Source organism: Enterobacter sp. DC1 (assembly GCF_000568075.1).
GTDB lineage: Bacteria > Pseudomonadota > Gammaproteobacteria > Enterobacterales > Enterobacteriaceae > Enterobacter > Enterobacter asburiae.
Window position 1 is genome coordinate 407,115 of record NZ_AZUA01000002.1, and the last position, 17,384, is coordinate 424,498.

15 protein-coding genes are annotated in these 17,384 nt (G+C 58.5%); 5 read left to right on the forward strand and 10 right to left on the reverse strand.

Annotated features, from left to right (window positions below; all coding sequences use genetic code 11):
• Positions 1–89 precede the first annotated feature (89 nt).
• On the reverse strand, positions 90–1,199 hold the full coding sequence (gene apbC / locus P346_RS13815; RefSeq protein WP_029740176.1) for an iron-sulfur cluster carrier protein ApbC: 1,110 nt from the start codon (positions 1,197–1,199) through the stop codon (positions 90–92).
• Between the two features lie 137 nt (positions 1,200–1,336).
• Between apbC and metG the strand changes: the two genes are divergently transcribed.
• The gene (gene metG, locus P346_RS13810; RefSeq protein WP_032658904.1) at positions 1,337–3,370 is read left to right on the forward strand and encodes a methionine--tRNA ligase; all 2,034 of its coding nucleotides are present in this window, start codon (positions 1,337–1,339) and stop codon (positions 3,368–3,370) included.
• Positions 3,371–3,477: 107 nt separating this feature from the next.
• Here metG and P346_RS13805 read toward each other — a convergent pair whose 3' ends face one another.
• The 3 genes from P346_RS13805 to P346_RS13795 are packed head-to-tail and all read right to left on the reverse strand — an operon-like array spanning position 3,478 to position 6,393.
• On the reverse strand, positions 3,478–3,948 hold the full coding sequence (locus P346_RS13805; RefSeq protein WP_023312442.1) for a DUF1456 family protein: 471 nt from the start codon (positions 3,946–3,948) through the stop codon (positions 3,478–3,480).
• Positions 3,949–3,994: 46 nt separating this feature from the next.
• Positions 3,995–4,714 (reverse strand): two-component system response regulator BtsR, encoded by a 720-nt coding sequence (gene btsR, locus P346_RS13800; protein WP_032658907.1) that lies wholly within the window; start codon positions 4,712–4,714, stop codon positions 3,995–3,997.
• A complete protein-coding gene (locus P346_RS13795) occupies positions 4,708–6,393 on the reverse strand; it encodes a sensor histidine kinase (protein ID WP_024908145.1) in 1,686 nt (561 codons plus the stop codon). The genes btsR and P346_RS13795 overlap by 7 nt, the downstream gene beginning before the upstream one ends.
• Before the next feature lie 217 nt (positions 6,394–6,610).
• Between P346_RS13795 and mlrA the strand changes: the two genes are divergently transcribed.
• Positions 6,611–7,351, forward strand: a complete 741-nt coding sequence (gene mlrA / locus P346_RS13790; RefSeq protein ID WP_032658909.1) for an HTH-type transcriptional regulator MlrA — start codon at positions 6,611–6,613, stop codon at positions 7,349–7,351.
• Positions 7,352–7,420: 69 nt separating this feature from the next.
• The gene (locus P346_RS22935) at positions 7,421–7,534 is read left to right on the forward strand and encodes a protein YohO (protein WP_008500895.1); all 114 of its coding nucleotides are present in this window, start codon (positions 7,421–7,423) and stop codon (positions 7,532–7,534) included.
• Here P346_RS22935 and P346_RS13785 read toward each other — a convergent pair.
• From P346_RS13785 to bglX, 5 genes are all read right to left on the reverse strand, one after another.
• A complete protein-coding gene (locus P346_RS13785) occupies positions 7,509–8,246 on the reverse strand; it encodes an ABC transporter permease (RefSeq protein ID WP_032658912.1) in 738 nt (245 codons plus the stop codon). The two genes, P346_RS22935 and P346_RS13785, sit on opposite strands and share 26 nt — an antisense overlap.
• Positions 8,230–9,180 (reverse strand): ABC transporter ATP-binding protein, encoded by a 951-nt coding sequence (locus P346_RS13780; protein ID WP_032658914.1) that lies wholly within the window; start codon positions 9,178–9,180, stop codon positions 8,230–8,232. The genes P346_RS13785 and P346_RS13780 overlap by 17 nt, the downstream gene beginning before the upstream one ends.
• Entirely contained in the window at positions 9,173–10,330 is a 1,158-nt protein-coding gene (locus P346_RS13775) for an ABC transporter permease (protein WP_032658916.1), read from the reverse strand. The genes P346_RS13780 and P346_RS13775 overlap by 8 nt, the downstream gene beginning before the upstream one ends.
• 12 nt (positions 10,331–10,342) lie before the next feature.
• Positions 10,343–11,260: a glycine betaine ABC transporter substrate-binding protein OsmF gene (gene osmF / locus P346_RS13770; RefSeq protein WP_032658918.1), complete on the reverse strand. Its 918-nt coding sequence runs from the start codon at positions 11,258–11,260 to the stop codon at positions 10,343–10,345.
• Between the two features lie 144 nt (positions 11,261–11,404).
• Positions 11,405–13,702: a beta-glucosidase BglX gene (bglX, locus tag P346_RS13765; RefSeq protein WP_032658920.1), complete on the reverse strand. Its 2,298-nt coding sequence runs from the start codon at positions 13,700–13,702 to the stop codon at positions 11,405–11,407.
• 189 nt (positions 13,703–13,891) lie between these two features.
• Between bglX and dld the strand changes: the two genes are divergently transcribed.
• Both dld and P346_RS13755 read left to right on the forward strand, forming a co-directional pair.
• On the forward strand, positions 13,892–15,640 hold the full coding sequence (dld, locus tag P346_RS13760) for a D-lactate dehydrogenase (protein WP_032658923.1): 1,749 nt from the start codon (positions 13,892–13,894) through the stop codon (positions 15,638–15,640).
• A 112-nt stretch (positions 15,641–15,752) separates the two neighbouring features.
• Positions 15,753–16,307 (forward strand): GNAT family N-acetyltransferase, encoded by a 555-nt coding sequence (locus P346_RS13755; RefSeq protein ID WP_032658926.1) that lies wholly within the window; start codon positions 15,753–15,755, stop codon positions 16,305–16,307.
• Between the two features lie 142 nt (positions 16,308–16,449).
• Here the strand turns inward: P346_RS13755 and pbpG are convergent, their stop codons facing one another.
• Positions 16,450–17,373 (reverse strand): D-alanyl-D-alanine endopeptidase, encoded by a 924-nt coding sequence (gene pbpG, locus P346_RS13750; RefSeq protein WP_023312453.1) that lies wholly within the window; start codon positions 17,371–17,373, stop codon positions 16,450–16,452.
• Positions 17,374–17,384 lie beyond the last annotated feature (11 nt).

Genomic DNA, 17,384 nt, shown 5'->3' on the forward strand with positions numbered 1-17,384 from the left:
GGTGGTGGCTTCGCCTTACCCGACCTACGTGATGGTGCCATTTGTAGGCCGGGTAAGCGAAGCGCCACCCGGCAATTCGAGCTGAGGAATTACACCGCGCGGAACGCGATTTCGCCCGGGATGATTTCGCCCTGCCAGTAGAGCTGCGCCGCAACGCGTCCCGCCAGCTGGCGATACATTTCTGCAAATTCGCTGTCCGGGCGGCTGACCACCGTCGGCTTTCCGCTGTCCAGATCTTCACGCAGAGTAATGTGCAGCGGCATCTGCCCCAGCAGCTGAGTGTGATACTTCGCGGCCAGTTTTTCTGCGCCACCCGTACCGAAGATAGGTTCGTGGTGACCGCAGTTGCTGCAGATGTGCATGCTCATGTTCTCGACGATACCGAGCACCGGCACTTCCACCTTCTCGAACATCACGATGCCTTTTTTGGCGTCGATCAGCGCGATATCCTGCGGCGTAGTCACGACGACCGCACCCGTGACCGGAATGTTCTGCGCCAGCGTCAGCTGAATGTCACCGGTGCCCGGCGGCATGTCCAGCACCAGATAATCCAGATCCGGCCACATTGTCTCCTGCAGCATCTGCAGCAGCGCTTTGCTGGCCATCGGGCCGCGCCAGACCATGGCGTTATCGTCGGTCACCAGATAACCGATCGAGTTGGTCGCCAGACCGTGCGCCATGATTGGCGCCATGTGGGTCCCGTCCGGCGAAGTTGGGCGCTGGTTTTCCGCGCCCAGCATGTTCGGAATAGACGGACCGTAGATATCCGCGTCCAGAATACCGACCTTTGCCCCTTCCGCTGCCAGCGCGAGCGCCAGGTTAACGGCGGTAGAGGATTTCCCTACCCCGCCCTTGCCCGAGCTGACGGCAATGATATTTTTCACACCGTTCACGCCAGGCTGGTTTTTCACGCGTTTCAGCGTGGCGATGCTGTGGCTCAGCTTCCAGTCGATCGCCTTCGCACCGGTAATGCGCAGCAGCTCAGAGCTGGTCTGCTCTTTCAGCGCGTCAAAGGCGCTGGTCCAGACGAACGGCATCTGCAGCTCGATATGCAGCGTATCATCGAGCCAGGCAACGTGGTGTAACGCTTTCAGCGTAGTGAGATTGTGCTTCAGGGTTGGATGCTGAAAGTTAGCCAGCGTCCCGGCGACCATTGCTCGTAAGGCTTCCGGTGATTTGGCCTGGGATTGAGAACTCATCCCGACTCCTTTGTTCTTGTGAATAAGACCTTAGATGAACAAGTTTACCTGAAAGGCCGTGGTTTGTGCTTACTTAATAATGCCCCTTTTGGTAATATCAAAAACCCTTTTCACAGTTAAAAGAAGTAATGCCTACTATGACTCAAGTCGCGAAGAAAATTCTGGTAACGTGCGCACTGCCGTACGCCAACGGCTCAATCCACCTCGGCCACATGCTGGAGCATATCCAGGCTGATGTCTGGGTCCGTTACCAGCGAATGCGCGGCCACGAGGTTAACTTCATCTGTGCGGACGATGCTCACGGCACGCCGATCATGCTCAAAGCGCAGCAGCTGGGGATTTCCCCGGAGCAGATGATTGCCGAAATGAGTCAGGAGCATCAGACCGATTTTGCTGGCTTTGACATCAGCTATGATAACTATCACTCCACGCACAGCGACGAAAACCGCGAGCTGTCGGAGCTGATCTACACCCGACTGAAAGAGAACGGTTTTATCAAAAACCGCACCATCTCTCAGCTGTACGATCCGGAAAAAGGCATGTTCCTGCCGGACCGTTTCGTCAAAGGCACCTGCCCGAAATGTAAATCCCCGGACCAGTACGGCGATAACTGCGAAGTGTGCGGCGCAACCTACAGCCCGACCGAGCTTATCGAGCCGAAATCCGTGGTATCCGGCGCCACGCCTGTGATGCGTGACTCCGAGCACTTCTTCTTCGACCTGCCGTCCTTCAGCGAAATGCTGCAGGCGTGGACCCGCAGCGGCGCGCTGCAGGAGCAGGTGGCGAACAAAATGCAGGAGTGGTTCGAATCCGGCCTGCAGCAGTGGGATATCTCCCGCGATGCGCCGTACTTCGGCTTTGAAATCCCGAACGCGCCGGGCAAATACTTCTACGTCTGGCTGGACGCGCCAATCGGCTACATGGGCTCCTTCAAGAACCTGTGCGACAAGCGTGGCGACACCGTCAGCTTCGACGAATACTGGAAGAAAGATTCCACGGCAGAGCTGTATCACTTTATCGGTAAAGACATCGTTTATTTCCACAGCCTGTTCTGGCCGGCGATGCTGGAAGGCAGCAATTTCCGCAAGCCAACCAACCTGTTCGTACACGGCTACGTGACGGTGAACGGCGCGAAGATGTCCAAGTCTCGCGGGACGTTCATTAAGGCCAGCACCTGGCTGAACCACTTCGACGCGGACAGCCTGCGCTACTACTACACCGCGAAGCTCTCTTCCCGCATCGACGATATCGACCTGAACCTGGAAGATTTCGTGCAGCGTGTGAACGCGGACATCGTCAACAAGGTGGTGAACCTGGCCTCCCGTAACGCGGGCTTTATCGCTAAGCGTTTTGACGGCGTGATGGCGGCTGAACTGGCTGACCCTGCCCTGTACAAAACCTTTACCGACGCGGCAGCCACCATTGGCGACGCGTGGGAAACCCGTGAGTTCGGTAAAGCCGTGCGCGAAATCATGGCCCTGGCCGACCTGGCGAACCGCTATGTGGACGAGCAGGCACCGTGGGTTGTCGCAAAACAGGAAGGTCGCGATGCCGACCTGCAGGCCATCTGCTCTATGGGCATCAACCTGTTCCGCGTGCTGATGACCTACCTGAAGCCGGTTCTGCCACAGCTGGCAGCCCGCGCTGAAGCGTTCCTGAATACAGAACTGACCTGGGATGCCATGGCGCAGCCGCTGCTCGGCCACAAGGTGAACACCTTTAAAGCGCTGTACAACCGCATCGAGATGAAGCAGGTTGAAGCCCTGGTGGAAGCGTCTAAAGAAGAGGTGAAGGCGGCTGCGGCACCGGTGACCGGCCCGCTGGCAGACGATCCGATTCAGGAAACCATTACCTTTGACGATTTCGCCAAAGTCGACCTGCGCGTGGCGCTGATCGAAAACGCGGAATTCGTGGAAGGTTCTGACAAGCTGCTGCGCCTGACGCTGGATCTGGGCGGCGAGAAGCGTAACGTTTTCTCCGGCATCCGTTCAGCCTACCCGGACCCGCAGGTGCTGATCGGTCGTCAGACCGTGATGGTGGCAAACCTGGCGCCGCGCAAAATGCGCTTCGGCATCTCTGAAGGGATGGTTATGGCAGCAGGCCCTGGCGGGAAAGATATCTTCCTGTTAAGCCCTGACGAAGGCGCGAAACCTGGCCAGCAGGTGAAATAACAAAAAAGCCGGAGATAATCTCCGGCTTTTTTTATGGCGTTTTGTTTTCTCCCTTTCCCCGTGGAAGAGGGTCGGGGTGAGGGCATCAGGCCGCACCCATTCCGCAATCACGCCTTCGGATGATGCACCCGGTGGGTCAGCCCGCGCAGGAAATTACGCAGAAACTGGTCGCCGCACTCGCGGTAGTTTTTATGATCCGGCGCGCGCATCATGGCGGTCACTTCCGGCACGGATACGCGGTATTTTTGCTCCGTCATGATCGCCACGATATCGTCCGTTTTCAGCGAGAACGCGATGCGCAGTTTTTTCAGCACCGTGTTGTTGTTCACGCGGCGCTCCAGCGCCAGCTCCGGCGCGGCGGGATCTTTGCCACGCTTATCGTAAATCAGGCCGTTCAGGAAACCCGACAGGATAATGTCCGGGCAGCGAACGAAGCCCTCTTCGTCTTCTTTGGTCATCCAGGTATCGAAACCTGCAGACGTGGATTCCATGTCGGACAGCGCAAGAATGCGCACCATGTCGTTATTGTTTGCTTTCAGGGTGTAGCGCAGGCTACGAAGAATGTCGTTACTTAGCATAGAGCCTTCGAATGTCGATGATGCAATGGCGCGCAGTGTACCAGTTTTACAGGCCAATCGCCTCTTTCAAACTCTTGAGATAGCGACGGCTGACGGGTACCGTTTGCCCGGCACGCAGCACCAGCTCGGCCTGGCCGTTATCTTCCAGGCGGATCTCCTTCAGGTGCGCCATGTTCACCAGATACTGGCGGTGGCAGCGGATCAGCGGCGTGCGGCTCTCCAGCGTGCGCAGGGTCAGCTCGGTGAACCCTTCGTTCCCTTCCGCGCTGGTGACAAACACCCCGCTCAGGCGGCTGCTGACGAACGCCACATCATCCATCTGCAGAAGGTAGATTCGGCTGTGCCCGGTGCAGGGGATAAACTTCAGCGGCTGCTGATTTTCCGGCAGCAGCGTGACGTCCTGTACGGTTCGCTCCTGGCGTAAACGGGTGAGCGTTTTTTCCAGACGCGTCTCTTCAATCGGCTTGAGTAAATAGTCAAACGCGTGCTCCTCAAAGGCCTTAACGGCATATTCGTCGAACGCCGTCAGAAACACGATATAGGGGCGATGCGCCGGGTCGAGCATGCCGACCATCTCCAGCCCGCTGATGCGGGGCATCTGAATATCGAGGAACAGCACGTCCGGGCGCAGCTTGTGCACCGCGCCGATGGCCTCAATGGCGTTCGCGCACTCCCCCACAATCTCAATATCAGGCTGCTCCTGCAGCAGAACGCGCAGGTTTTCCCGTGCCAGCGGCTCGTCATCCACGATCAGCACTCTTAACATGCGTTTTCCTCCAGCGGCAGTCGTACGGTAATACGGGTAAATCGGTCTGGCTCACAGGCGACGGTAATGCCGCAGTCGTCGCCAAAATGGGCGCGCAGGCGTTTATCCACCAGGCTCATCCCTAAACCACCGGAGGCGGAAGGCTGATAAAGCCCGGCATTATCTTCAATATCCAGCACCAGATGGTGGTTGAAACGGCTGGCGGCAATGGTGATCTCCCCTGTCCCCAGAAGCTGTGACGTGCCGTGTTTAATGGCGTTTTCGACAATAGGCTGCAGGGTAAAGGCCGGGAGATGCTGATACGCCAGCTCGTCCGGAACGGAGAGCGACACCTGCAGGCGCGACTGGAAACGCGCCTGCTCAATCTGCAGATAGGCATTCACGTGCTCAATCTCATCGGCGAGGGTCACGATCTCAGATGGCCGTTTCAGGTTCTTACGGAAAAAGGTCGACAGAAACTGCACCAGCTGCGCGGCCTGATCGCTGTCGCGGCGGATCACCGCCTTGAGCGTGTTGAGGGCGTTAAACAGAAAATGCGGGTTAACCTGGGCATGCAGCAGCTTAATTTCGGACTGCGTCAGCAGGGCTTTCTGCCGCTCATACTGCCCGGCGAGGATTTGCGCGGACAGCAGCTGGGCTATCCCCTCTCCCAGCGTGCGGTTGATGGAGCTGAACAGACGGTTTTTGGCCTCATACAGCTTGATAGTCCCCATCACCCGCTGATTTTCCCCGCGCAGCGGAATCACCAGCGTAGAGCCCAGCTTGCACTGCGGATGCAGCGAACAGCGGTAAGGCACTTCGTTACCGTCGGCATACACCACCTCACCGGTTTCAATGGCGCGCAGCGTGTAGGCAGAGGAGATTGGTTTACCCGGCAGATGGTGATCGTCACCGGTGCCGGTAAAGGCCAGCAGCCGCTCGCGGTCGGTTATGGCCACCGCGCCGATATCCAGCTCCTTGTAGAGCACCTGCGCGACCTTCATGCTGTTCTCTTCGTTAAACCCCTGGCGCAGGATCCCTTCGGTCGAGGCGGCAACCTTCAGCGCCGTGGCGGAAAACGCCGAGGTGTACTTCTCAAACATTGCGCGCTTGTCGAGCAGAATGCGCATAAACAGCGCCGCGCCCACGGTGTTGGTTACCATCATCGGGGCGGCAATACTGCTGACCAGGTGCAGCGCATCCTCAAACGGACGGGCAATGAGTAGAATGATCGCCATCTGCGCCATTTCGGCCACAAAGGTAATGGCACCGGCGGTGAGCGGGCTAAAGACTTTATCCGGGCGGCCGCGTTTGATCATATAGCTATGCACCAGCCCGCCAAGCAGCCCTTCCACGATCGTGGAGATCATGCAGCTGAGCGCCGTCATCCCGCCCATGGAATAGCGATGCAGCCCCCCGGTTAAGCCGACAAGGCCACCGACGACGGGACCGCCCAGCAGCCCGCCCATCACCGCGCCGATCGCGCGCGTGTTGGCAATAGAGTCTTCGATATGGAGACCAAAATAGGTCCCCATGATGCAGAAAATAGAGAAGGTGACGTAGCAGAGCAGCTTATGCGGCAGACGTACGGTGACCTGCATCAGCGGGATAAACAGGCGTGTTTTGCTCATCAGCCAGGCAATGACCAGAAACACGCACATCTGCTGAAGCAACAGCAGCACCAGATTAAACTCGTACATACTCAAAACCGCACACGCTAAAAACGCGTAACATACACTGATGCGGGTTTACTTTCTTTGAAGCATCCCAAAAAAGCGCAAAATCGTGTCCGTTATCACACCTTTTTCTGAATATCGCGCATGCTTCGCATTGTTTGTTCAAAAATCAATCAATCCTTCCTGGTTCCCCAAAGTGAGTCTACAGTTAAGCTGGGGACGCGTAAGCCAGGGGGCGAATATGGCGCTTTACACAATAGGTGAAGTGGCACTCCTTTGTGATATCAATCCCGTTACCCTACGGGCGTGGCAGCGACGGTATGGATTACTCAAACCGCAGAGGACCGACGGTGGGCATCGCCTTTTCAATGAGGCCGATATCGACCGCATTCGCGAAATTAAAAGCTGGATCGACAACGGGGTGCAGGTCGGCAAGGTGAAGTCCCTGCTGAGCCACGACGACCCGGAAACGCAGCACCTCTGGCGCGAACAGCAGGAAACCCTGCTGCGGCTTCTGCAGGCGGGGAATCTTCAGCGCCTGCGCGCATGGATAAAAGAGCAGGGCCGCGACTATCCGGCACAGACGCTGATCAGCCATCTTTTCATTCCGCTCCGTCGACGCCTGCAGTGCCAGCAGTCCACCCTGCAGGCGCTGCTTAGCATACTCGACGGGGTGCTGATCAACTATATTGCCGTCTGCCTTGCCTCGGCGAAGAACAAAGCCGGAAAAGATGCGCTGGTGGTCGGCTGGAACGTGCACGATACCACCCGCCTGTGGCTGGAAGCGTGGATTGCGACCCAGAAGGGCTGGCGCGTGGATGTCCTCGCGCACTCGCTGGCGCAGCTTAAGCCCGAGTTTTTCGACGGTCAGACCCTGCTGGTCTGGTGTGGTGAAGTGCCGTCCGCCACGCAGCAGCAGCTGCTGACGGAATGGCGAGAGAATGGTTACCCGGTTTATTCCCTTGGCCCGGATGAGCCATAACGGCATTTAATGGTTCATCAACAGCTGCGCTTCACCGTATAATTGTTCCGTTAACAACAGGAGCACATGATGAAGGCAACCAAACTGGCCATTATTACCCTTTTTGTCCTGATGGCCGTGAGCGGTATCGGCGGCGTGATGCTGGCAGGATACTCGTTTATTGTTCGCGGCGGTGTCGGCTGAGGTACAGCGCCAGCCGCTCAAAAAGGCGATCGACGACGATTGCCGCCAGCGCGACCAGCACAGCCCCCTGCACAATGTAAGCCGTATTAAACCCGCTCAGGCCGATAATAATCGGCGTTCCCAGCGTATTGGCACCGACCGTAGACGCAATGGTCGCCGTACCGATGTTAATAATCACCGACGTGCGGATCCCGGCAATAATCACCGGTGCCGCAAGCGGCAGTTCAACCTTGCGCAGCCGCTGGCCGCGACTCATCCCCATCCCTTCAGCTACGCTTAGCACCGACGCCGGTACCGCCGCGAGACCCGCCAGCGTGCCCTGCAGAACCGGCAATACGCCGTATAAAATCAACGCAATAATGGCGGGCTGCTGGCCAAAGCCCATCACCGGAACCGCTATTGCCAGCACCGCCACCGGGGGAAACGTCTGGCCAATGGCCGCTATCGTCTCCACCAGCGGACGAAACTCCTTGCCCGCAGGTCGCGTGACCGCGATGCCTGCCCCTACCCCCAGCACAACCGCGATGGCGCTTGAGAGCGCCACCAGCCAGAGATGCGCCAGAGCGAGATTAATAAAGCTCTCCTGCTGATAGACCGGCCGCGGCAGCCCCGGAAAAAGAGTGTTAAACAGCGCCGCGCTGTGAGGCATCAGAAACAGTAAGGCGACAAAGATCGCTACCAGCCAGAGGAGCGGATCACGCAGTGCCTTCACGCGTCACCTCCCCAACCAGCAGATCGCGGAAATGTAAGGTTCCGCACGGCGTCCCGCGCGAGTCCGAGACGGGCAATACCTCGCACTGCCGCGCGACAAACGCGGAGAGGGCATCCCGCAGGCTCATCTGCGCCTGCAGCGGTTCGCCGCTCACCGGTACTTCCTCCCGACGCATATAGTCGCTGACCGTCCGCAGGGAAAGCAGCCTCACGCCCAGCTCGCTGCGGCCGAAAAACTCGCGCACAAAATCGTTCTTAGGCCATGTTAATAGCTCAAGCGGCGAGCCCTGCTGCACCACTTCGCCATGATCCATCAGCACCAGATGGTCGGCCAGGCGCAGAGCTTCATCAATATCGTGCGTCACGAGAACGATCGTGCGTCCGAGAATGCGGTGAATGCGGGTCATCTCCGCCTGCAGCGCCCCGCGCGTGACCGGGTCCAGCGCGCCGAAGGGTTCATCCATCAGCAGCACCTGCGGGTTAGCCGCCAGCGCGCGCGCCACGCCCACGCGCTGCTGCTGGCCTCCGGAAAGCTGGTGCGGATAGCGGTCGCGCAGCGCGGGCTCTAACCCCAGCAGCGACATCAGCTCATCCACCCGGTCAGCGATTTTCGCCCGAGACCATTTCTCCAGCTGCAGCACGGTGGCGATGTTCTGCGCCACCGTCCAGTGAGGAAAGAGACCGATAGACTGAATGGCATAGCCCATCCGACGACGCAGCTCCAGCACCGGCAGGCTGCGGATCTCTTCTCCGGCAAAGCGGATCAGCCCGCTGTCATGCTCAACCAGGCGGTTGATCATCTTCAGGGTGGTGGATTTTCCCGAGCCCGAGGTTCCAATCAGCACGGAAAACGCCCCCTCGGCAAAGTTCAGGTTCAGATGGCTCGCCGCGGGGCGGCCGGCAAAGGTTTTACTGACATCGTGAAATTCAATCATTGGCTCTTCTCCTGAGCAGTGCGAGCCATAAGGCAAACAGCGCGTCGACGACAACCGCCAGCGCAATCGTGGGAACCACGCCCAATAACACCAGATCGAGCGCACTGCTCAGCAGCCCCTGGAACACCAGCGCGCCAAAGCCGCCCGCGCCAATCAGCGCCGCAATCACCGCCATGCCGACGGTTTGTACCGCCACCACCCGCAGGCTGCGCAGCAGCAGGGGCAGCGCCAGCGGGAGCTGAATTTTCCAGAAACACTGCCGCGCGCTCATGCCCATCGCATGGGCGCTTTCCAGCACATCCGGCGCGACCTGGCCCAGGCCCGCGACCACGCCGCGCACCAGCGGCAGCAGCGCATACAGCACCAGCGCGATAAGCGCGGGCGTTAACCCCGTTCCGGCTATGCCGAGCGTCCCCAGCGCCGGGAATGACTTCACCAGCCCCGCCAGCGGGGCAATCAGCAGGCCAAACAGCGCGACGGAAGGTATGGTCTGGATCACGTTGAGTACGGCAAAGACCCCGCCCTGGCGTGATGGATGCCGATAGCACCACATGCCGAGCGGTATCCCGATCAGCAGTGCCGGGATCAGCGTGCCAAAAAGGATCGTCAGGTGTTGCGCCAGGGCATCATCAAACACCTCCTGGCGGTTGGCGTACTCTTTCAGCAGCGAGAGATTGTTCAGCTCACCGCTGAACAGCAGGAACAAGGGAATACACCATATCTGCGCGTTGAGCACCCAGCGCCAGACGGCGCTGGAGATGAGTCGACGAATGGCGTCGCTGCTGGCCAGCAGGCACAGCGCCAGCCACAGCCAGAGGCCGCTGCCTATCGTAGTTCTCGCCAGCGGACTTTCCGCCGACGCCATTTGCGTCGCCGCCTGCCCGGCGCTCCAGAACAGGAGGATAAACAGCCCTTCAGCGAGGAGCAGCGTCAGCCACTGCGCCGTGCGCCCTTGCCAGAGCGATAGCGCAACCCACGCGCCCAGCGCCGCAGCCAGCCACCACGGCGTGAACGCCCACACTTCCCAGAGATAGCGCCCCTCCCCTGACATCAGGCGGTTAGGGGCAACGTTCACAAACGGCAGAGCGACCGCCGCAATGGCCACGCAGGCCAACAGCAGCAGTACGCGGTTATGACATTTTATTGGCACAGCCCTTTCCCGTTACTTCACAAGCCCTTGTTGTTTCAGGAAGTCGGCGGCCACTTTTTTGGCATCCAGCCCCTCGACGGCAATGCTGGCATTCAGCTGCTGCAGCGTTTTTTCATCCAGTTTTTCGAAGACCGGTTTGAGCCATTCTGCAATATCCGGATAGGCTTTCAGCACCGCCTCACGCACGACCGGGGTCGGGGCGTAAATCGGCTGTACGCCTTTTGGATCGGTCAGGGTTTGCAGGCCGAGCGCCGCCACCGGGCCGTCGGTACCGTAGGCCATGGCCGCGTTAACGCCAGAAGTCTGCTGAGCCGCCGCCTTAATGGTTACCGCCGTATCCCCGCCCGCCAGCGAGAGCAGCTGCGCCTGGTCGAGCTTGAAGTCGTAGGCTTTTTCAAACGCCGGGAGCGCGTCAGGACGCTCGATAAACTCCGCGGACGCTGCCAGCTTAAAGTCGCCCTTCTCTTTCAGATAGCGGCTGAGATCCGCCAGAGACGTCAGCTTACCTTTCTCCGCCACGTCCTTGCGAACGGCGATAGTCCAGGTGTTGTTGGCCGGGGCCGGCGTCAGCCAGACCAGCTTGTTCTGTTCCGCGTCGAGTTTTTTGACTTTCTCATACCCGGCTTTGGCGTTTTTCCATGCCGGATCGTTTTCATCTTTGAAGAAGAATGCCCCGTTGCCGGTGTATTCCGGATAGATATCCAGCTCGCCGGAGGTGATCGCCCCACGCACGACGGGTGTGGTGCCCAGCTGAACTTTATTGACGGTTTTAACGCCGTGGCTTTCCAGCACCTGCAAAATAATATTGCCGAGCAGCGCGCCTTCGGTATCGATCTTTGAGCCCACTTTTACCGGCTCCGCCGCCTGTAACGGCAGGCTTAGCGCCGCCAGCAGCACCGCAGATCCCAACATCCCCTTTGCAATCGTCATTCCGCTATCCTCATTTTTTATCGCCTTTTTCAGAGGCTTGAGAGAAAAGCGTAGCTTAAAACAGCGGATTTACCCGGCAAAATGCCTTTTTAGCATAACGTAAGACGCATCCCCCGGAAGCCGGGGGATGCAAAGGAAGGAAGGTTACAGCAGCTCGAACTCGCCTTTATTCACGCGGGCGGAATCCACCCCAATAAAGACGTTAAACTTGCCTGGCTCCGCATCGTATTTCATCTGCTGGTTCCAGAACTTCAGCGCATCCACGTCAATCGGGAAGCTGATGGTTTGGGTTTCGCCAGGCTTCAGGTTGACCTTCTCGAAGCCGCGCAGCTGCTTAACAGGACGGCTCATCGAGGCGGTGACATCCTGAACGTACATCTGAATCACCGTTGCCCCTTCGCGCTTGCCGGTGTTGGTCACCTCAACGCTGGCGGTGACTTTGCCGTCACGCTTCAGGGTCGGCGCCGACATTTTCACGTCAGAAACCTTGAAGGTGGTGTAGCTCAGGCCGTAACCAAACGGATACAGCGGGCCGTTAGCTTCGTCGAAGTAACGGGAGGTGTACTTGTTCGGCTTGTCGGCGTTGTACGGGCGGCCGGTGTTCAGGTGGCTGTAGTAGACCGGGATCTGCCCGACGGAGCGCGGGAAGGACATCGGCAGCTTGCCCGACGGGTTGTAATCACCAAACAGCACGTCGGCGATGGCGTTACCGCCTTCGGTACCCGCGAACCAGGTTTCCAGAATGGCGTCAGCCTGCTGGTCCTCTTTCACCAGCGCCAGCGGACGACCGTTCATCAGCACCAGCACCAGCGGCTTGCCGGTGGCTTTCAGGGCAGCGATCAGATCGCGCTGGCTCTGCGGGATGGTGATGTCGGTACGGCTGGAGGCCTCGTGCGCCATACCCTGCGCTTCGCCCACGACCGCGACCACAACGTCAGACTGCTTCGCGGTATTCACCGCCTCGTCGATCATCTCCTTCGGCGTGCGCGGATCGACCTTCACCGCTTCCTCGTACTGGTTGAGGAAGGTGACGATGTCTTTATCGTTGGTGACGTTCGCCCCTTTGGCGTACACCACTTTCGCGTTATCACCCACGGCACTCTTAATCCCGGTCAGCACGGTCACGGACTGCTCGGCAACGCCCGCGGCAGACCAGCTGCCCATCACGTCGCGCTTGCTGTCGGCCAGCGGGCCCACTACGGCAATGGTGCCGGATTTTTTCAGCGGCAGCGTGTCGAGGCGGTTTTTCAGCAGCACCAGGCTTTCGCGCGCCACGTCACGCGCTTCTTTGCGGTGCAGACGGCTTTCAGCGTTGGTATCTGCCGGGTCAGAATCTTTCGGCCCCAGGTGGCTGTACGGATCGTTAAACAGCCCCATGTCGTATTTCACGTTCAGCACGTGGCGCGCGGCATCGTCCAGCTCCGCCATCGTTACCTTGCCGCTCTTCACCAGCCCCGGCAGGTATTTGCTGTAGTACTCGTCGCTCATGCTCATGTTGATGCCGGACTTGAGCGCCACGCGCACCGCGTCTTCCGGATCGGAGGCGGTACCGTGCTTAATCAGCTCTTTAATCGCGCCGTGGTCGGAAACGGTGATGCCCTTAAAGCCCCACTGGTCGCGCAGCACGTCTTTCAGCAGCCAGGAGTCGGAGGTCGCAGGCGTGCCGTTCAGCGAGTTCAGCGCGACCATCACCGCGCCGCTGCCCGCATCCAGCCCTGCCTTGTACGGCGGCATGTAGTCGTTGAACAGTCGCTGCGGGCTCATGTCGACGGTGTTGTACTCTTTACCGCCTTCGACCGCGCCATAGGCCGCGAAGTGTTTGACGCTGGTCATCACCGAGTAGCGATCCGCCGGGCTTTTGCCCTGCATCGCTTCCACCATGGTTTTACCCATCGTGGAGGTTAAATACGTATCTTCACCAAAACCTTCCGAGCCGCGGCCCCAGCGCGGATCGCGCGAGACGTCCACCATCGGCGCCCAGGTCATGTTCAGGCCGTCGTCCGCCGCTTCATAGGCGGACACGCGCCCGACGGTTTTCACCGCGTCGAGGTTAAAGGAGGAGGCTAAACCGAGGCTAATCGGGAAGACTGTACGCTGGCCGTGCACCACGTCATAGGCGAAGAACAGCGGAATTTTCAGGCGGCTGAGATCCATCACCTGATCCTGCATCTTGCGGATATCCTCGCGGGTGACGGTATTAAAGATCGCCCCTACCTGCCCGTCTTTGATCATCTCGCGGATGGCCTCTTTCGGGTTATCCGGCCCGACGCTGATAAGACGCAGCTGGCCGATTTTCTCATCGACCGTCATTTTTTTGAGCAATTCAGTGACAAACGCGTCCCGTGCTTCAGGCGTGAGCGGGTGATTACCAAACAAATCCTCTGCCAGCGCAGGTTGCAGCGCCAGGCTGACGGCGACACCTACAGAACATAGCCATTTCATGTCGTTTTACTCTCTCATCAATAACCGCCGGACGATCTCGGCCATACCGTGCGAAAAGCGCAGTGTGCCACAAACCCTCGAAACGTTGCAGGGTTATTCTCTGATTTTTCTCGTGAATACTCGACCGCTTAACAGTTAATCGCGCTATGCTTTACAGCGAGAAATTTGCCCCACCACAAGGAGTGGATGATGACTTCTGTTCGAACAAACGATAACACGGCTTTTATTAACGAACTGTCGCGCCTGGTTGGCTCCTCTCACCTGCTTACCGACCCGGCCAAAACCGCCCGCTACCGCAAAGGCTTCCGCTCCGGTCAGGGCGAAGCGCTGGCGGTGGTCTTCCCCGGCACGCTGCTGGAGCTGTGGCGCGTGCTGAGCGCCTGCGTCGCCGCCGACAAGATTATTTTAATGCAGGCCGCCAATACCGGCCTGACCGAAGGCTCCACGCCGAACGGCAACGATTACGATCGCGACATCGTGATTATCAGCACTCTGCGCCTCGACAAGCTGCACCTGCTGGATAAAGGCGAGCAGGTGCTCGCATTCCCCGGCACGACGCTCTACTCCCTGGAAAAAGCGCTTAAGCCGCTGGGCCGTGAGCCGCACTCGGTGATTGGCTCCTCCTGTATTGGCGCCTCGGTGGTTGGTGGGATCTGCAACAACTCCGGCGGCTCGCTGGTACAGCGCGGCCCGGCCTATACCGAGATGTCACTATTTGCCCGTATTGACGAAAACGGCAAGCTGACGCTGGTGAACCACTTGGGAATCGATCTCGGCGTGACGCCAGAGCAGATCCTCAGCAAGCTTGACGACGATCGCGTGAAGGACGAAGACGTGCAGCACGACGGCCGCCACGCGCACGATCACGACTACGTGACCCGCGTGCGGGATATCGATGCCGATACGCCGGCGCGCTACAACGCCGACCCGGACCGCCTGTTTGAATCCTCCGGCTGCGCCGGGAAGCTTGCCGTTTTTGCCGTGCGCCTGGATACCTTCCCGGCAGAGAAAAAGCAGCAGGTGTTTTACATCGGTACCAATCAGCCTGAGGTTCTGACGGAGATCCGCCGTCATATTCTGGGCGAATTCAGCCATCTGCCGGTGGCGGGCGAGTACATGCACCGGGACATTTACGACATCGCCGAGCGTTACGGCAAAGATACGTTCCTGATGATTGACAAGCTCGGCACCGACAAAATGCCGTTCTTCTTCACCATGAAGGGACGCACCGACGCGATGCTGGAGAAAGTGTCGCTGTTCAAACCCCACTTCACCGACCGCTTTATGCAGAAGCTGGGCAACGTTTTCCCGGCGCACTTACCGGAGCGAATGAAAACCTGGCGCGACAAGTATGAGCACCACCTGCTGCTGAAGATGGCCGGAGACGGGATTGCCGAAGCGCAGACCTGGCTGACTGAATTTTTCAAAACCGCCGAAGGGGATTTCTTTGCCTGCACGCCGGAAGAAGGCAGCAAAGCCTTCCTGCACCGCTTCGCTGCAGCGGGAGCCGCCATCCGTTACCAGGCGGTGCATTCCGAAGAGGTGGAAGATATTCTGGCGCTGGATATCGCCCTGCGCCGTAACGACACCGAGTGGTTTGAGCACCTCCCGCCGGAAATCGACAGCAAGCTGGTGCACAAGCTCTATTACGGCCACTTTATGTGTTATGTCTTCCATCAGGATTACATCGTCAAAAAAGGGGTCGATGCGCACGCGCTGAAGGAGCAGATGCTCGCCCTGCTGCGCGAACGCGGCGCACAATATCCTGCGGAACATAACGTCGGGCATCTTTATAAAGCCCCTGACGCACTTAAGCAGTTTTATCGCGAGAATGACCCTACAAACAGCATGAATCCCGGCATTGGTAAAACAACGCGGAAGAAATACTGGAAAGAAGAGGCAGATGCGGAGCAGCGCATAACGCAAGCGTCTGATTAATTCCTACAGCCAAATTTGAGAGATTGTTTAGCGCGCCTTAATCGTAATAGAGTAACGCTCTGACGCCGGAGGAACGTTTCTCCGGCATTCTATAACGAGGAGCAGGCACATCATGTCGGCTATTGATGTTTTATCCGAGACCGAACTGGAAGTGCGCGATGCCCTTCCCGATGATGTGCATGCCATCGCCGCCATCTATGCCTGGCATGTGCTTCACGGGCGCGCGTCATTTGAAGAAGTCCCCCCGACTATTGACGAAATGCGTCAGCGGATGAAAAGCGTGGCTGAGAGCGGTTTGCCGTGGCTTATCGCGCTGTATCGCGGCATCGTGGTGGGCTACTGCTACGCCACGCCTTACCGCCCGCGACACGCCTACCGCTATACCCTGGAAGAGTCGATTTACGTGGATGCCAGCATCACCGGGCGCGGTTTTGGCTCGGCATTAATGGATGCGCTGATCGCCCGCTGCGAGCAAGGCCCGTGGCGGCAAATGATTGCCGTTGTGGGAGATGGCAACAATAATGCCGGCTCGCTGCGGCTGCATAAAAAGCACGGCTTCGTGATTGTCGGTCAGCTGCGCAGCGTGGGCTATAAGAAAGGCGACTGGCGGGATACCGTGATTATGCAGCGCTCGCTCAACGACGGGGACTGGACGCTGCCGGAATAAACACCGTGCGGTCTGGTGCCCTCACCCCGCCCCTCTCCCACAGGGAGAGGGAGAAAACAAAAAAACGGTAACATAAGTTACCGTTTTTTGTTATCTCGTAGGCCGGGTAAGGCGAAGCCGCCACCCGGCGTTGACGGACGACTCAGTCGTTCTGCGCCGTCGCCATCTGTTCCGCTTTCTGCTTTTTATACGTCAATGCTGCGGCCGGAACGGGCTGCACTTTCCCGGTTTCAATCCAGGTACGCAGGCGGCTCGCGTCCGCAAAGTGGGTATATTTGCCGAAGGCATCCATCACCACCAGCGCCACCGGCTTACCGTTAAACACGGTGCGCATCACCAGACAGTGTCCTGCCGCGTTGGTAAAGCCGGTTTTCGTTAACTGAATGTTCCAGTTATCGCGGTATACCAGATGGTTAGTGTTGCGGAACGGCAGCGTATAGGCCGGGTTCGCAAAGGTCGCCATCTCTTCACGGGTGGTGCTGAGCTGACCAATCAGCGGATACTGCTTGCTGGCAATCAGCAGTTTCGTCAGATCGCGGGCCGTGGAGACGTTGTTGATCGATAGTCCCGTCGGCTCAACATAATGCGTATTGGTCATCCCCAGCGCTTTGGCTTTCGCGTTCATCGCGCGGATAAAGGCGTCATAGCCGCCCGGATAGTGGTGCGCCAGGCTCGCCGCCGCACGGTTTTCAGACGACATCAGCGCCAGCAGCAGCATATTTTTACGGCTGATTTCACTGTTCAGACGCACGCGAGAGTAGATCCCCTTCATCTCCGGCGTGTGGCTGATATCCACTTTCAATTTTTCGTCCAGCGGCAGATGTGCATCAAGCACCACCATCGCGGTCATTAATTTGGTAATCGAGGCGATCGGGCGCACCAGGTCCGGATGGCTGGCGTAGATCACCTTATTGGTGTTGAGATCGACAATCATCGCGCTGCCGGACGCAATTTGCGGCTGAGCAGCGGCGGCGGTCACCGCGGGCGTTTTAGCGACGGCCGGCACGGCAGCGGACGCGCCCAGCAGCAGCGCCAGGCTAAGTAAAGAAACTCGGAATTTCAGCATGGTGAGACTTC

Bases quoted from the DNA above. Each gene is read 5' to 3' on its own strand.
- apbC (WP_029740176.1), bottom strand. From the start codon at position 1,199: ATGAGTTCTCAATCCCAGGCCAAATCACCGGAAGCCTTACGAGCAATG.
- metG (WP_032658904.1), top strand. From the start codon at position 1,337: ATGACTCAAGTCGCGAAGAAAATTCTGGTAACGTGCGCACTGCCGTAC.
- P346_RS13805 (WP_023312442.1), bottom strand. From the start codon at position 3,948: ATGCTAAGTAACGACATTCTTCGTAGCCTGCGCTACACCCTGAAAGCA.
- btsR (WP_032658907.1), bottom strand. From the start codon at position 4,714: ATGTTAAGAGTGCTGATCGTGGATGACGAGCCGCTGGCACGGGAAAAC.
- P346_RS13795 (WP_024908145.1), bottom strand. From the start codon at position 6,393: ATGTACGAGTTTAATCTGGTGCTGCTGTTGCTTCAGCAGATGTGCGTG.
- mlrA (WP_032658909.1), top strand. From the start codon at position 6,611: ATGGCGCTTTACACAATAGGTGAAGTGGCACTCCTTTGTGATATCAAT.
- P346_RS22935 (WP_008500895.1), top strand. From the start codon at position 7,421: ATGAAGGCAACCAAACTGGCCATTATTACCCTTTTTGTCCTGATGGCC.
- P346_RS13780 (WP_032658914.1), bottom strand. From the start codon at position 9,180: ATGATTGAATTTCACGATGTCAGTAAAACCTTTGCCGGCCGCCCCGCG.
- osmF (WP_032658918.1), bottom strand. From the start codon at position 11,260: ATGACGATTGCAAAGGGGATGTTGGGATCTGCGGTGCTGCTGGCGGCG.
- bglX (WP_032658920.1), bottom strand. From the start codon at position 13,702: ATGAAATGGCTATGTTCTGTAGGTGTCGCCGTCAGCCTGGCGCTGCAA.
- dld (WP_032658923.1), top strand. From the start codon at position 13,892: ATGACTTCTGTTCGAACAAACGATAACACGGCTTTTATTAACGAACTG.
- P346_RS13755 (WP_032658926.1), top strand. From the start codon at position 15,753: ATGTCGGCTATTGATGTTTTATCCGAGACCGAACTGGAAGTGCGCGAT.
- pbpG (WP_023312453.1), bottom strand. From the start codon at position 17,373: ATGCTGAAATTCCGAGTTTCTTTACTTAGCCTGGCGCTGCTGCTGGGC.